The following is a 15151-nucleotide window of genomic DNA, read 5'->3' as shown; positions in this document are numbered from 1 at the left end:
TTGTTCGTGCCTTGTATTCTTTATACTTTTAATAACGCAAAACCATCTCGTATGAAAACCCTTCAGCGCTTTCTATTTATCGCCGCATGCTCTCTCCTTATTATCGCTTGTAAAAACAAGAATGCAGATCACGCAGCAACCGATAATCTTTTTAAATTCAAAGAGTATATTTCTTCAAATACCTACGGAAACAGATCGATCGCTGAACCAATTCGTATTGATTTAAACCAGCCGTTAGACCAATATGAAATTACGCAAGAGCTGGATACCGACTTGCTCAAGATTTCTCCGAAAACTGAAGGAAAATTACTTATTGAAAACGGACGTACTTTACTTTTTCAGCCCGATGAATACCTACATCCGGACACAGAATATACGGTCACCGTTAAATTGAATAAACTTTATCGGGACATTGAAAGTGATTTTAAAGAATACACATTCAGTTTTAAAACCATAAAACCCGATTTTAAGATTGATCTTGCAAATCTACAGTCCTATTCTAAAAAATGGCAATATGTTGAGGGTTCGCTAGAGGCTTCAGATGTTATCTCATTACAAAAAGCCAAACAATTACTTTCGGTAACGCAAAAAGGAAAACAATTAGCTGTAAAATGGCCTTCGGAAACCAACGAAGCGACGTACTTTAACTTTACCATAGACAGCATTTCACGTACCGTTACTGATTCAGAAATCCAAATAAAATGGAACGGAAAACCGATTGCTTCGGAAACAAAAGGGAAAAATAACTACAGCATTCCAGGACAAAATAATTTTACCGTTGTGGGTGTAAAAAGCACCTTGTCTCCACAAACTTCTATCACTATAAATTTTTCTGATCCGTTGAAAGAAAATCAGAATTTTGACGGTTTGGTAACGATTGAAAATTCAGATAACCTTCGTTTCGAAATCAATGGAAATGTTCTTTCTATTTATCCCCCAGGCCGCATTATTGGAGAGAAACGCATCACTATTTTCAACGGAATTAAAAACACCGACAACTTCAGTCTAAAGGATGAATTTTCTGAACTTATTTCTTTTGAAGAATTAAAACCTGCTGTTCGGCTTGTTTCGAATGGAGTGATTCTTCCCAACGCTACTTCAACACCTTTTTATTTTGAAACTGTAAATCTTTCGGCAATAGATGTACGAATTATAAAAATTTACGAAAACAACATATTACAATACCTTCAGTCATATAATCTTAACAACAATAATGTGTACGGCGTAAAACAAGTGGGCCGTCGTATTGCTAAAAAAACACTGTCACTTGACAAGAACAATCTGGGCGACTCAGGTATCTGGAAAGCGCATGCCCTTAATCTTTCAGAATTATTTAAAGCAGATCCAGGAGCGATCTATAGGGTGGAATTTAGTTTTAAGCAAGATTATACGATATATGATTGTGGCAGTTCCACCTCCGAAAATTTTGATGCCCAAGACAGGTACGATGAATCTTATTACGAAACCGTAGAAGGAGACGAAGAAGAACGGGAACAAAAGTACTGGGACAATGAGATCTATCAATGGCGTAACAATGTGTATAATTGGCAAGAGCGTGATAATCCATGTCACCCTGCTTACTACAATGATGATCGGGTGGTAAGCAGCAATATTTTAGGAAGTGATCTAGGTTTAATTGTAAAAGAAAGTAACAACCGTTCCTATCATTTTATTGCAAACAACCTTTTAACAACAAAGCCCGAAAGTGGCGTAAAAATAAAGTTGTACAATTATCAGCAGCAGCTCATAGAAACGGCAACAACCGATGCAGATGGTATGACACTGTACGACAGTAAGAAGAATGTTGCTTTTGCAGTTGCTAAAAAAGGGAATAATTATGCCTACGTAAAACTAGGGGATGGAAATGCGCTTTCCCTAAGTAAATTCGATGTTTCGGGAAAACAGCTTCAAAAAGGACTTAAAGGATTTATCTATACCGAACGTGGGGTGCATCGTCCCGGAGACACTATTCATTTAACTTTTGCTTTAAATGATATCGCCAATCCGTTGCCTAAAAACCACCCTGTAAAATTAGAAGTAACCGATGCTCGCGGAAAATTAGTACTACGCACCATTTTGCACGAAGAAACTCCTACTTCTAAAGCAACATCCGGAATGACCTCATCTGCAACCAATGGATTTTACTATTTTCCAATTCCAACTACAGCTACAGCTCCAACAGGAACTTGGAATGCAACAATTACGGTGGGTGGCGTACAGTTTACAAAGTCGCTTAAAGTTGCAACAATAAAGCCCAACCGACTAAAAATCAAGCTCGATTTTGATGATGAGGTTCTAGATGCCAGCAAATTAATTACAGGAACGGCTCAAGCTAATTGGTTGCATGGCGCTCCTGCACGAAATCTCAAAATTACAATGGATGCAACACTTCGTAAAACAACCACAGCTTTTAAAAAATATTTGCAGTATCAGTTTAACGACCCTATTAGAACATTTAATGAAATCGAGCTTCCCGTATTAGAGGAGGCACTTTCTTCGGAAGGGACCCTAGCTTTTTCAAAGAAATTTGAACTCAACAAAAATGCCCCTGGCATGTTAAAAGCAACCTTTTTAACTAAGGTATTTGAAGGTGGTGGTGATTTTTCGATAGATGTTTTCTCGAAAGATGTTGCTCCATACACTCATTTTGTTGGGCTTCGATCTCCCGACCCACATCGCTACGGTTCTTATTATACCGATGAAAATACCGAGTTTGATATTATAACAGTGGATGCACAAGGAAATGCTTCTGGCAATCGATTAGTAGAAATTAAGGTGTTTAAAATTGAATGGCGCTGGTGGTGGAATCGTGGAAATGACAATTTATCTCGGTACGAAAATGCGACAGTTCATACACCAGTAAAAGATTTTACCCTTACCACTAATGATAAGGGGGCAGCCAATTTTAATCTAAACATCCCTGAAGATGAGGGTGGGCGCTATCTAATTCGAGTGATCGATAAAAAATCTGGACACGCAACTGGGCGTATTACATATTTCTATCGCAATTGGTGGAAAGCGCCCACCGATGGCAATGCTGAAAGTTCAAAAATGCTGGTTTTTTCTGCAGATAAAGAAACCTATCAGGTGGGTGAAGAAGCAATTATTACTTTCCCCTCCGGAAGTGCTGGAAGAGCCTTGGTAAGTATCGAAAACGGCACGGAAGTACTTTCCACCCGTTGGATCGAAACACAGAAAGGAGAAACAAAGGCAGCGATTAAATTAAGTAAAGTGATGGCGCCTAATGTATATGTGAATATCTCTTTGCTTCAGCCGCACGAGCGAACAAAGAACGATCTTCCGGTACGGTTATATGGTGTAATTCCCCTATTAATTGAAGAACCTTCTACTATTTTAAATCCCGAGATTACAATGCCCGCTGTGTTAAAGCCGGAAGAAAAATTTACTGTAAAGGTTTCCGAAGCAAACAATAAAAAAATGACCTATACGCTTGCAATGGTCGATGAAGGATTGCTCGATCTTACACGTTTTAGTACGCCAGATATTCACGAATCATTCTATACCCGCGAGGCATTGGGAGTAAAAACATTCGACATTTACGATGATGTCATTGGCGCCTATTCAGGAAGTGTTGATAATATTTATGCGATTGGTGGTGGAGATGCCGCTGCTGGAGCTAAAAACCGAAAAGCAGATCGTTTTAAGCCAATTGTAAAATATTTAGGTCCTTTCGAACTAAAAGCAGGAGTCACTGCTTCACACCAAATAGAAATGCCAAATTATGTTGGGTCGGTGCGCACCATGGTAGTTGCCGGAGACCATACAGAAAGTGCCTACGGAAAAGCCGATGAGACCACGCCTGTTCGAAAACCTTTAATGGTATTGGCTTCGCTTCCGCGGAAACTTTCTCCGGGTGAGATAATTACATTGCCTGTTACTGTATTTGCTATGGAAGACAAGGTGAAAAATGCCACAGTTTCAGTAAAAACAGGGGATGCACTGAAGCCGATACACGGAACTTCAAAAACTATTTCCTTTAAAGAACCCGGAGAACAAATTGTTAATTTTCAGTTTGAAGTTTTACCTACCGATGAAATCCAGACAATTTCGGTAACGGCTTCAGGAAATGGAGAAAAAGCAAGTTATAAAATAGAGATCGATGTGGAAAATCCGAATCCTATCTCTCAAAAAACAACTCAATTTACTCTTTCAGAAAACGGAGAGCAAGTAATTAATTTTGAAACTTTTGGTGTAAGCGGAAGCAATGGGGCAATGCTTGAATTCTCGACGGTCCCACCAATGGATTTTGGAAAGCGAATGGAATATCTTATTCGGTATCCGCATGGTTGTGTGGAACAAACTACCTCAGCTGCTTTTCCACAGTTATTTCTCGCCGATGTGTTCGATATTACGTTGGATAAGAAAAAGAACATTCAGAAAAATGTGGAAGCTGCCATACGTAAATTAGGAAGTTTTCAAAATCCGTCGGGCGGACTTAGTTACTGGCCAGGAGAACGGGAGGCAGATGAATGGAGTACAAATTATGTGGGTCATTTTATGCTGGAGGCAAAACAAAAAGGGTATGTACTCCCTGTTTCTTTTTTAAGTAACTGGTTGCGGTTTCAGAAAAACACTGCGCGACAATGGCGCAATACCAGTACAAGCTACAATTCGAGTTTAACACAGGCCTATCGTTTGTACACTCTGGCACTAGCAGGGCAACCCGAGCTGGCTGCTATGAATCGATTACGCGAGTCGAATACCATGAGTAATGACGCAAAATGGCGTTTGGCGGCTGCATATGCGCTGGCAGGTAAAAAGAACGTAGCTTCCAACATTACGCAAACTGCGAACATTGCCTTCGAGCCAAAACGGTACGATTATTATACGTATGGATCTCCATTCAGAAACAAGGCAATGGCTTTGGAAACAATGGTTATTCTTGAAAGTGCTCAACAAAGAGAATTAGCTATTTCTGTAGCGAAGGAACTTTCCTCGCAACAATGGTATAGTACTCAAGAAACTTCATACGCTTTATTAGCTATGGCGAAGATGGTCAACGCGAATGGTGGAAAAGCCCTAGAACTTACCTTCAGTAAAAATGGTAACACTGAAGTCGTACAAACAGATCGGACGATTGCGCAAAGGGAACTTGCAATTTCTATGGGGGCTAATTCGGTTTCAGTAACCAATAAAAAAGGGAATGTCGTTTACGTAACATTGATTCAGCAAGGGAAGTTACCCTTGGGAGACGAACTGGCTGAGAAGAAAAACCTCACCCTTAATGCTACCTATCTTGATGGCGATGGCAAAACTCTGGATATTTCAAAACTAAGACAAGGAACCGAAATCACAGCCAGTGTTACTATTGCAAATACTTCCAAAGATCACGTGCAAAATCTTGCGCTTACCAAGATCTTCCCGGGAGGATGGGAAATTGTAAACACAAGCTTTACTAATTTAGGTGGCGGTGCTGATGGGCGGGCGAGGTATACCGATATTCGTGACGATCGTGTGAATTTTTACTTTGATCTGCGCGCAGGGAAATCTAAAACTTTTACGGTGAAGTTAAATGCTTCCTATCTGGGCACGTATTACCTGCCAGGAACACAGGTAGAAGCTATGTACGACCGTAATTATTACGCACGCAATAAGGGAATATGGGTTGAAGTAGTGCAATAATGGAGTCTTCGACAAGCTCAGACTGACATCGAATTTCATAGTTAGCTGTTGAAATAATATAAATTAAAGGAATTAGGTCACGCTGAGCCTGTCGAAGCGCAAACATGGAAAAAAAACAAATTGCTAACTAAAAAGTCTTCGACGAGCTCAGACTGACATCGAATTTCATAGTTGGCTATTGGAATAAAAAATATGAATATTAATACAAATTATAGGAACAAAGTCACGCTGAGCTTGCGAAGCATTTATGAAAATTTAATATGAAACTCTATTTCACATACATCCTTTTATGTTCTGATAACTCATACTACACGGGCATGACTAATGATATTGAAAGAAGAGTTGAGGAACATATACAAGGCAAAAAGAAAAGCAGTTATACCTATGCTAGAAGACCTGTTGAATTAAAGTGGTTTGTAACATGCACCAATCCTTCTGAGGCTATTAAAATTGAAAAACAAATTAAAGGCTGGACACATAGAAAGAAAAAAGCTTTAATCGAAGAAAACGCTAAAGACCTAATTCGGTTTTCAAAAAATTACAAAGAGTTTGGTAAGCCGAAATGATTTAAAAGTCTTCGACAAGCTCAGACTGACATCGAATTTCATAGTTGGCTGTTGAAACAATACATATGAAGGTGGAAAATAATACAAATTAAAGGAATTAGGTCACGCTGAGCCTGTCGAAGCGCAAACATGGAAAAAAACAAATTGCTAACTAAAAAGTCTTCGACAAGCTCAGACTGACATCGAATTTCATAGTTGGCTATTGAAATAAAAAATATGAATATTAATACAAATTAAAGGAACAAAGTCACGCTGAGCCTGTCGAAGCGCCACGCATTACTAAATGAAAACAAGAAAACACATACAAACCCATGTAACTAAACACAAGCTGAAATACAGTATGGTTTTAATCCTGTTATTGGGATGGTCTTTTTGCTTGCCTTCACAGTTGTTTAACGCACCTACTTCTACTGTTGCCGAAAGTAAAGAGGGGTTTATGCTCGGCGCTCGAATTGCAGACGATGAACAGTGGCGGTTTCCTGAAATGGATCACGTTCCCCAACGTTTTAAGCAGGCAATTCTTTACTTTGAAGATGAACATTTTTATTCACATCTGGGATTTAACCCAGTCTCAATCTCAAAAGCCTTTTGGCAAAATCTAACTACAGATTCTCGTCGCGGCGGAAGTACGCTCACTCAACAGGTAATTAGATTATCACGAAACAATAAACGGCGCAGCTATTGGGAAAAGGCGATAGAAATTGTGCAAGCTACTCGACTGGAAGCACGCTATTCTAAGGAAAAAATTATTGCGCTCTATGCGTCGCATGCTCCTTTTGGTGGAAACGTGGTGGGATTAGAAACTGCTTCTTGGAGGTACTTCGGAATCCCTGCTTCCTCCTTAAGCTGGGGGCAATCGGCAGCCCTTGCAGTATTACCCAATGCGCCTTCCTTAATTTTTCCAGGAAAAAATGAACTTCTTCTGAAACAAAAAAGAGATCGTTTACTTTTAAAGCTTTTTCACAGGGGTATTATCGATAAAACCACATACGAATTGGCTTTAGAAGAACCACTGCCCGGGAAACCGCTTCAGTTACCTGAGATTGCTCCACACTTAACCGAAAGAATTCGAACTACCCATCGAGGTAAACGCATTCAAACTACAATCGATTATTCGCTTCAGAAAAAATTAAATAGAATTACCGCCGAACATCATTATGTGCTGAAACAAAATAAGATTAATAACTTGGCAGTACTGGTATTAGATGTTGATACTAGGGAGGTGCTTGGATATGTTGGAAATGCTCTCACAACTTTAGACCATAATAATTACGTGGATATTATTTCGAAACCTCGCAGTACAGGAAGTACCTTAAAACCTTTTTTATATGCTTCTTTATTACATAGTGGAGAATTACTCCCAAATGAGTTAATTGCAGACATTCCAACGGTGGTAAATGGTTATAGTCCTGAAAATTTTGACAAACAATTTCACGGGGCCGTCCCAGCAAGTACTGCATTATCACGTTCTTTAAATGTTCCTGCTGTACGATCGTTACAGTCTCACGGGCTAGAAAGATTTTATAATAAACTTAAAACAATGCAATTAAAAGGAATTAGCCATCCAGCAGATTATTATGGACTAACTCTAATTCTTGGAGGTGCCGAAAGCTCATTGTGGGACCTCACAAAAGCATATGCAGGAATGAGCTCGACACTTACCTATTTCAATAGATCTTCTAGTGAATATCGCACAAATGAATTTATGGACCCCATTTATGTGAAAGATCAAAAAGTTGATTTCGGAACCATCCAATCGAAGCCTTCTCTATTTAACGCAGGAGCCATATATCATACATTAAATGCACTTCAAGAAGTAAACCGACCACAGGAATCAGAAAACTGGAGTTTTTTCAACAACTCACAACCCATTGCATGGAAAACCGGAACAAGTTATGGTTTTAAAGATGCTTGGGCAGTTGGAGTTACCTCTAAATATGCCATCGGGGTTTGGGTGGGAAACGCCGACGGAGAAGGACGTCCTGGTTTAACTGGAATACAGGCAGCAGCTCCTCTATTGTTCGACGTACTTGATGTTTTACCAATTTCAGATTGGTTTGCAACTCCTTTTGATGAACTAATAGAGACTGAAGTGTGTTCTAAAAGTGGAAATTTAGCAGGAATTTTTTGTGACAACCCAACGACAGAATGGATTCCGAAAGAAGGATTGAAGACTAAAGCATGCATTTACCACCATCAAGTGTTTTTGAATAAAACTGAAACTGCTCAGGTAAACTCTTCGTGTTATGAACTTTCAGAAATGAAACAAAAAAGTTGGTTTACCCTTCCTCCCATTCAGGAATATTATTATGCACCCCTACATCCCGAATACAAACCACTCCCTTCCTTTGCGTCTAATTGTTTACAGGAGGGTGAACGAACTATGGAATTTATTTTTCCGAAGCGAAATGAAACTATTTTACTTGCTAAAGATTTTAATGAACACGTTAACGAAGTAATTTTTAAACTAGCACATCGTTCTGCAGACGCTACAGTTTTTTGGTATTTAGATAGCCAATTTATTGGAGCTACCAAAACCTTTCATGAACTGGCAGTAACTCCAAAACCAGGTACATATGTCCTTACTGCTACCGATCAAGAAGGAAACGAAATAAAACTGCAAATAGAAATAAGCAGTGCCTCCATGTAAGATAAGGGCGTTTTGTGTATAAAAATATTTTATTAGCGCAACTTAAATCCTTTAGCTGCCCACCAGGGATGCATTTCAATTACAAGTCGACCCGCTTTTACCATAGGATCCATATTGGCAAGACTATCGGCAATTTTCAATGTAGGAACATTATAAATAGTTATGCCGCGAATCTCTCCCTCGTCACCGAAAGGCCCCGAAATATCTGCAAATCCTTGGGCATACATACTACCCAAATGTGCTAAATGCTCTTCTTGTAATTGTTGCGCTTCTTTTTTAGATTGTGATCGGTTCGGGCCCGTCTTCAGAAATGCCATAAAATATTGCTGCATTATAACAGTGTCGCCCGAATCTGGATCGACATAATCGAAGATTTCAAATCCGTCGCCAGTAAGCTCTTCCTTTAATTGTGCAATCGATTTTTCTGTGGCTATTACCGGTTTTTCTTCGAAAGTAAAGGTATTGTCAGAAGAATCTTCATTCGGTTTTGTTTCGTTTTTGCAGCTTGTAAAAAGGGATAGTGCGCCGATACATAGTATGAGATAGTTCTTTTTCATGATTTCCAGTATTTAAATGGGTTTTTACTAAGTTGTGAGTTGTAATATCTAATATCGCCTGTAACCTCCACTCCCAGCCAATCGGGTTTAAGAAAAATTTCGTTTTCTTTTGTAAGTTCTACTTCAGCAACGACCAATCCTTTATTTTCTCCAAGGAATTCATCAACTTCAAAAACATGTGTTCCTACATTCACTTCATGTCTTATTTTTTCGATTTGTCCTGGTTCTGCAATAACGAGTAACGCTTCCGCTTCGGGAACAGTGATTTCTTTTTCCCACTCCATACGAATAGTTCCGGCAGCATTCGATTTTCCCTTTACAGTCAAAAATGCTTGCTCTCCTTTTATTCGTACCCGTACCGTTCGCTCCGGATGCGTATTTAAAAACGCCTGTACAATTCGGGTTTGTTGAAATGCTTCCGATTTAAAAACAGTTGAAGTCACTAAAAATTTACGTTCTATTTCCTGCATGTAGTTTAAATTCTCCAGGGTGGGTTTTTTCGATTCTTCCCCGCATGATAGATCATAATTTGATTTCCGTCGTGATCCTTCAGTTTCGCTTCAATCCATAGCCAACTTTGTTCAACAGGGGTTGTTTCAAAAGTAATTCCTTTAGATTGTAATTCTGAAACTTTTTCACTCACATTTTCAACTTCAAAATAAACCCAAACACTTTGGCTTTCTGTTACTGAAACCACTTGATGTATTGAGAAGGTTGTATTGCCATTTGGACATTCGAATCGAGCATACTTCGGAAGACTTTTTACAATAAGTTGTAACCCCAATTTTTTATAAAATAAGATCGATTTTTCTACATCTATTGAAGGAACGGTTACTTGATTTAAATTCATTTCACGTTCGCAATTTCTTTAATTTTATCTGATGTGATAACAGTTTCATCAAATCCTTTTTTCATAAGTGCCTTCATGGCTGAAGCAATGGTGTCGGGATGAATAGACTGGTATTTCTTTGGAAGCAATGGATTAATAACTTTCATAACTCCTTTCATTATACGTTCTCCCAAACGTTTTTCGTCGCGCTTTCCTGCTATTAATGATGGTTGAAGAATATACGTGTTTGGTATTTCTTGTGACAAAACGTCCCGCTCCATCTCCCCTTTTACCTTATTATAAAATACCGAACTTTCCACATCTGCTCCCATTGACGACATAACAATAAAGGTCTCAATTTTGTTTTCTTTACAAAGTTTTGCAGCTGAAACTGGAATGCCATGATCAATCTTTCGATATTTATTTTTATCGGGGGTGTTAGCCTTTGTAGTTCCAATGCAACAGAAAACTACATTTCCATAAAATTCTTCATTATGCTTTTTTAACTCGAATAGACTAATAATGTGCTCTTCAAGTTTAGGGTGTGATACACCAGTAGTTCTTCTGGAAAAAACTTTTACTTTTTCAATCGTGCGATCGTGTAATAATTTATTTAATAACGTGCTTCCGGTTAAACCGGTAGCTCCTAAAAGTATTGCGGTTTTCTTCATGGTTATTTTGCAGATTTTGTTTGATTACGAAAGATACGGATTTTACTAATTTGAAGGTGCCAACGATAGGCAGGAGTCGTAAATTTTAATGAAGCAATATCGTTTTGAAGCTGTAACTTTGGATTTCTGAAAGTTCAATAAAAGAATGGAAACAGTACCTATTCGAAAAATTATTCATGTTGATATGGATGCTTTTTATGCATCGGTTGAACAGTTAGACAATCCTGAGCTACGAGGAAAAGCAATTGCGGTGGGGGGCAGTTCAAAACGAGGTGTGGTCAGTGCCGCTAGTTATGAAGCTCGAAAATTTGGCGTTCGCAGCGCTATGAGTGGTGCCATGGCACGTAGGCTATGTCCAGAATTAATTTTTGTAAAGACTAATTTTGACCGTTACAGAGAATTTTCAGAAAAAATTAGAAACATATTTTTTGAATACACCGATCTCGTCGAACCCCTTTCACTCGATGAAGCTTATTTAGATGTTACTGAAAACAAAAAAGGAAATCCAAGCGCAACGCTCATCGCAGAGGAAATCCGAAATAAGATCAAAGAGAAAACGGGATTAAACGCATCTGCGGGAATTTCGATTAATAAATTTATCGCTAAAGTAGCCAGTGATATAAACAAACCCAATGGTCAAAAAACTGTACCACCCGAAGATGTTATTGAGTTTCTCGAAAATCTCGATGTTAAAAAATTCTACGGAGTAGGAAAAGTTACCAAAGAAAAAATGTATCGTCATGGTATTTATACTGGGAAAGATTTAAAAGGGAAATCTCTTGAATATCTTTCGGAACACTTTGGAAAAAGCGGAGCCTATTATTATCATGTGGTTCGTGGTATTCATAATAGTACTGTAAAGCCATCGCGTACCCGAAAATCTCTTGCCGCCGAACGTACATTTAGTGAAAATATCTCTTCAGAATTATTTATGATGGAACGCTTAGAGGATATTGCAGAAGAGGTGGAAAGAAGACTTGCGAAAAGCAAAGTAGCAGGAAAAACAATTACCCTTAAAATTAAATATAGTGATTTTACACTACAAACGAGAAGTAAGACGTTACCCTTCTATACCGCCACTAAGTCGTTGATCGTTAACACTGTTAAAGATTTGTTATATCAAGAACCTATGAAAGAATCGGTACGGTTGTTGGGAATTTCTTTATCAAATTTGAATAACGAATCCAAGAAAAAAATCAAGCCTTCGGTTCCCATAGAGGTTCAATTAAAACTTGATTTTTAAATTACATTAATTTCTTAACGTGACATATATGAACTAAAGTTACTTGAATCTATTTATTAACACAAAACCTTTCAATTATGAAAAAAGTAGCTTTATCATTCGTTCTTGCAGCGCTCTCTCTTGTATTTTCTTGCAAAGAAAAACCTTCTAATTTAGGTGATGATCCCAAACCAGGCACTCTTGCAATTGCAGATACAACACCCAATACACCCGATTATTTATATGTTACTGCTCCCAGCGGTCTTACCCTTCGAGAATTTAATAATTTGAATAGTGAGAAACTTGCTGTTATGCCTTACGGTACTAAAGTAAAAATTATTACTTCGGAAAAAAATTCTACCATGACAGTTGGAGGAATAAAAGGAGGTATGAACGAAGTTGAGTTTAATCATAAAAGTGGATATGCTTTTAATGGATATCTTTCAAAATTCTTCCCACCAGAGAAAGATATTAAAGCTAAAGTTTATGTAGAAGAGCTTAATAAATTATTTCCTAAAGCTTCCTATACAGAATCTGTTGGAGGTACTGCAAGTAATCCGAGTAATACTCAAATAGTAGAATTACCAACCAACCAATGGCACGAGGCTTTTTATGTTGCACAAAAATTATATCGCATTCCTTCCGCATTTTCTTTTCCAAACCCAAAGGGAAAAGACAAAGAGGTTATCTCTGATGCAAAAAAAACTCCAACGTTATGGATAAGTGAGTTACAGATAGAACGAACTAATGATATCTTACAAAGTATTATTTATTCTTACGCTGGAGAAGGATTTGCAAGTACTATTACCATCACTAAAGAAGGGGACAAAATGAAAATTAAGGAGCACATGATCGCAGATTAGTTACAATATCATAATGAAAAATAACAGCAAGGCTTCAATAGGACTTTTACTTATTGAAGCTTTTTTTATACTATCATCTTCTAAGAAACAAGAAAGGTATTACAATAGTAACAAGTTCTAAAATGTACCATTTAGCATTATAAATCACAAAATAGATGTCTTTTATACAGTCCGTCCAAAATTATTTTACTTGTGAAACGCGCAGGGTATTAACCATTCCTTTGTCTACGATGGGCATCGCAGCGAGATTAATTAAAAATTCCCCTTTATTTACAAATCCTTTTTCATAAGCAATACGATTAACGTCTTCAACTGTTTCATCTGTGCTTACAAATTTATCGTAATAGAACGACTTAACTCCCCAAAGAAGGTTGAGACGAGAAAGAATTCTTCGGTTAGAGGTATAAACCAAAATATGTGCGTCTGGTCTCCATGCAGAAATCTGAAATGCCGTATACCCACTATTAGTTAAAGTACAAATTGCACTGGCTTCAATCTCATTAGCCATATGTGCTGCATGATAACAAATCGATTTAGTGATGTAACGATTGGTACGAACATGAGGGGGTTCTTGGGGAACTCGTATTAATGAAGAGTTTTCTACATTTCGACAAATATTTGCCATTTTCTGAATTACCTGTACAGGATATTTTCCTACAGAAGTTTCGCCAGAAAGCATCACTGCGTCGGCACCATCCATTACTGAATTTGCAACATCATTAACTTCCGCACGAGTTGGTGTTAGTGACGTAATCATGGTTTCCATCATTTGGGTAGCAATAATCACCGGAATTCTTGCTCTTTTAGCTGTGAGCACTAATTCTTTTTGAATTAAAGGAACCTCTTCTGCAGGAACTTCAACCCCGAGATCTCCACGAGCCACCATTAAAGCATCACAATAAGCTACGATCTTATCAATATTCTGAACAGCTTCTGGTTTTTCAATTTTTGCAATTATGGGGATTTTATATTCACTATGAGCTTCAATAATTGCTTGAAGGTCTTTTAAATCTTGAGCATGCCTCACGAATGAAAGTGCAATCCAGTCAACTTGTTGAGAAATTGCAAATACAGCATCCTTTTTATCTTTATCGGTTAATGCAGGTAGTGATATTGCGGTATTTGGAAGGTTCACTCCTTTTCTTGAACGTAAGGGCCCTCCTTGTATTACTTTTGTTTTTACTTCACTTTTACCATCGGTCTCGATTACTTCAAACATTAGTTTTCCGTCATCTAATAATACTCGTTCCCCAGGTTTCACATCTTTAGGGAAGTTGTCGTAATTCATATAGACTTTGTTTCGATCTCCCTCAAACTCCTCTCCAGTACAAAATGAGATTGTATCACCAGGCTCTACCACGACTTCTTCTTTCATGATACCTACGCGTAATTTGGGACCCTGCAAATCTCCTAATATGGCTGTGGTTGTATCTAATTCTTCTCCAAGTTCCCGAATTATTTTAATAGTTTTCTCTACATTTTTATAATCTGCATGAGAAAAGTTAACTCGAAAGACATCAACACCTTCAAGAATCATTTGCTTTAAAATATTTCGGTCTTGCGTTGCAGGTCCTAATGTGGCAACTATTTTAGTTCGTTTTTGAATTGGCATTAATCGAAAATTAGATTGTTCTTAGATTTTATAATTTCTGTATCTACGTTATATGACGAGATAACTTGTTTTATTTGGTTGATCGCTGCAAGTATTTTCCGAAGTGGAATGGTTTCAAAGTCGGAATACACTTTCAGAAAAAAATCTACATTTTTATACTCTGGCACTAAATAGGTAGTTACTAGGCTCTCTGAACCTGAAGCATCAAATAATCCTCCGCTACTATTTATATGGGCTGCTATAGAACGACATTTGTTTGCAATGAGGTTATAGGTGGTGTATTGATACTCATCTTCAAATTCAAATAAAGGAAAGGTGACTTCTAATCCGTTATTCGAAAAGTCTAAATCGACCTCTCTTCTGTATAATTTCAACCCTGTATTTTGATTGAGTAAATATGCCATTTTATAGGCTTCTTCACTGCAATGAATTGCGATTAAAGTAAACTCTTCACTAAAGTCATCATCAAGTACCAGCCTATGGTTCGCCATCGTGTTCGTTTCGTTTCCGAAGTAAAAAAATTAAGCTTAAAAATAAG

General features: G+C 37.9%; 11 protein-coding genes. 5 read left to right on the top strand and 6 right to left on the bottom strand.

Translation table 11 applies throughout. From position 1 onward, the window contains the following. Positions 1-51 precede the first annotated feature (51 nt). The 3 genes from ULVI_RS06235 to pbpC all read left to right on the top strand — a co-directional run bounded on the left by ULVI_RS06235 (position 52) and on the right by pbpC (position 8859). The gene (locus tag ULVI_RS06235; RefSeq protein ID WP_068590809.1) at positions 52-5643 is read left to right on the top strand and encodes an alpha-2-macroglobulin family protein; all 5592 of its coding nucleotides are present in this window, start codon (positions 52-54) and stop codon (positions 5641-5643) included. 260 nt (positions 5644-5903) lie between these two features. Next, complete coding sequence (locus ULVI_RS06230; protein WP_068590806.1) at positions 5904-6209, top strand: GIY-YIG nuclease family protein; 306 nt, start codon at positions 5904-5906, stop codon at positions 6207-6209. A 283-nt stretch (positions 6210-6492) separates the two neighbouring features. Further along, positions 6493-8859, top strand: a complete 2367-nt coding sequence (pbpC, locus tag ULVI_RS06225) for a penicillin-binding protein 1C (protein ID WP_068590804.1) — start codon at positions 6493-6495, stop codon at positions 8857-8859. A gap of 32 nt (positions 8860-8891) precedes the next feature. Here the strand turns inward: pbpC and ULVI_RS06220 are convergent, their stop codons facing one another. The 4 genes from ULVI_RS06220 to ULVI_RS06205 are packed head-to-tail and all read right to left on the bottom strand — an operon-like array spanning position 8892 to position 10916. Further along, positions 8892-9416, bottom strand: a complete 525-nt coding sequence (locus tag ULVI_RS06220; protein ID WP_068590802.1) for a YciI family protein — start codon at positions 9414-9416, stop codon at positions 8892-8894. Further along, positions 9413-9886 carry a CYTH domain-containing protein gene (locus ULVI_RS06215; RefSeq protein ID WP_068590800.1) on the bottom strand — a complete coding sequence of 158 codons (474 nt, stop codon included), beginning with the start codon at positions 9884-9886 and terminating at the stop codon, positions 9413-9415. Before ULVI_RS06215 ends, ULVI_RS06220 begins: the two co-directional genes overlap by 4 nt. A 5-nt stretch (positions 9887-9891) precedes the next feature. Continuing rightward, positions 9892-10266: a VOC family protein gene (locus ULVI_RS06210; RefSeq protein WP_068590799.1), complete on the bottom strand. Its 375-nt coding sequence runs from the start codon at positions 10264-10266 to the stop codon at positions 9892-9894. Then, a complete protein-coding gene (locus tag ULVI_RS06205) occupies positions 10263-10916 on the bottom strand; it encodes an NAD(P)H-binding protein (protein ID WP_068590796.1) in 654 nt (217 codons plus the stop codon). The genes ULVI_RS06210 and ULVI_RS06205 overlap by 4 nt, the downstream gene beginning before the upstream one ends. Before the next feature lie 145 nt (positions 10917-11061). On the opposite strand from ULVI_RS06205, the gene dinB reads away from it, so the two are divergent. Together dinB and ULVI_RS06195 are read left to right on the top strand one after the other, a co-directional pair. Next, positions 11062-12159 carry a DNA polymerase IV gene (dinB, locus tag ULVI_RS06200; protein ID WP_068590794.1) on the top strand — a complete coding sequence of 366 codons (1098 nt, stop codon included), beginning with the start codon at positions 11062-11064 and terminating at the stop codon, positions 12157-12159. 77 nt (positions 12160-12236) lie between these two features. Beyond that, positions 12237-13001 (top strand): SH3 domain-containing protein, encoded by a 765-nt coding sequence (locus ULVI_RS06195; protein ID WP_068590792.1) that lies wholly within the window; start codon positions 12237-12239, stop codon positions 12999-13001. Between the two features lie 181 nt (positions 13002-13182). Here ULVI_RS06195 and pyk read toward each other — a convergent pair whose 3' ends face one another. Further along, complete coding sequence (gene pyk / locus ULVI_RS06190; protein ID WP_068590791.1) at positions 13183-14613, bottom strand: pyruvate kinase; 1431 nt, start codon at positions 14611-14613, stop codon at positions 13183-13185. After that, positions 14613-15104, bottom strand: a complete 492-nt coding sequence (locus ULVI_RS06185; RefSeq protein WP_068590789.1) for an IPExxxVDY family protein — start codon at positions 15102-15104, stop codon at positions 14613-14615. Before ULVI_RS06185 ends, pyk begins: the two co-directional genes overlap by 1 nt. Positions 15105-15151 lie beyond the last annotated feature (47 nt).

This window comes from Cochleicola gelatinilyticus (genome assembly GCF_001637325.1).
In the GTDB taxonomy this organism is placed as follows: Bacteria; Bacteroidota; Bacteroidia; order Flavobacteriales; family Flavobacteriaceae; genus Cochleicola; species Cochleicola gelatinilyticus.
Note: the sequence above shows the minus strand (reverse complement) of the source record. Positions and strands in the feature narration are given on the sequence as shown.

Excerpts from the sequence above, each read along its gene's own strand:
- ULVI_RS06205 (WP_068590796.1), bottom strand. The coding sequence starts at position 10,916 with ATGAAGAAAACCGCAATACTTTTAGGAGCTACCGGTTTAACCGGAAGC.
- ULVI_RS06195 (WP_068590792.1), top strand. The coding sequence starts at position 12,237 with ATGAAAAAAGTAGCTTTATCATTCGTTCTTGCAGCGCTCTCTCTTGTA.
- ULVI_RS06185 (WP_068590789.1), bottom strand. The coding sequence starts at position 15,104 with ATGGCGAACCATAGGCTGGTACTTGATGATGACTTTAGTGAAGAGTTT.
- pyk (WP_068590791.1), bottom strand. The coding sequence starts at position 14,613 with ATGCCAATTCAAAAACGAACTAAAATAGTTGCCACATTAGGACCTGCA.
- ULVI_RS06230 (WP_068590806.1), top strand. The coding sequence starts at position 5,904 with ATGAAACTCTATTTCACATACATCCTTTTATGTTCTGATAACTCATAC.
- ULVI_RS06210 (WP_068590799.1), bottom strand. The coding sequence starts at position 10,266 with ATGAATTTAAATCAAGTAACCGTTCCTTCAATAGATGTAGAAAAATCG.
- ULVI_RS06220 (WP_068590802.1), bottom strand. The coding sequence starts at position 9,416 with ATGAAAAAGAACTATCTCATACTATGTATCGGCGCACTATCCCTTTTT.
- ULVI_RS06235 (WP_068590809.1), top strand. The coding sequence starts at position 52 with ATGAAAACCCTTCAGCGCTTTCTATTTATCGCCGCATGCTCTCTCCTT.
- dinB (WP_068590794.1), top strand. The coding sequence starts at position 11,062 with ATGGAAACAGTACCTATTCGAAAAATTATTCATGTTGATATGGATGCT.
- pbpC (WP_068590804.1), top strand. The coding sequence starts at position 6,493 with ATGAAAACAAGAAAACACATACAAACCCATGTAACTAAACACAAGCTG.
- ULVI_RS06215 (WP_068590800.1), bottom strand. The coding sequence starts at position 9,886 with ATGCAGGAAATAGAACGTAAATTTTTAGTGACTTCAACTGTTTTTAAA.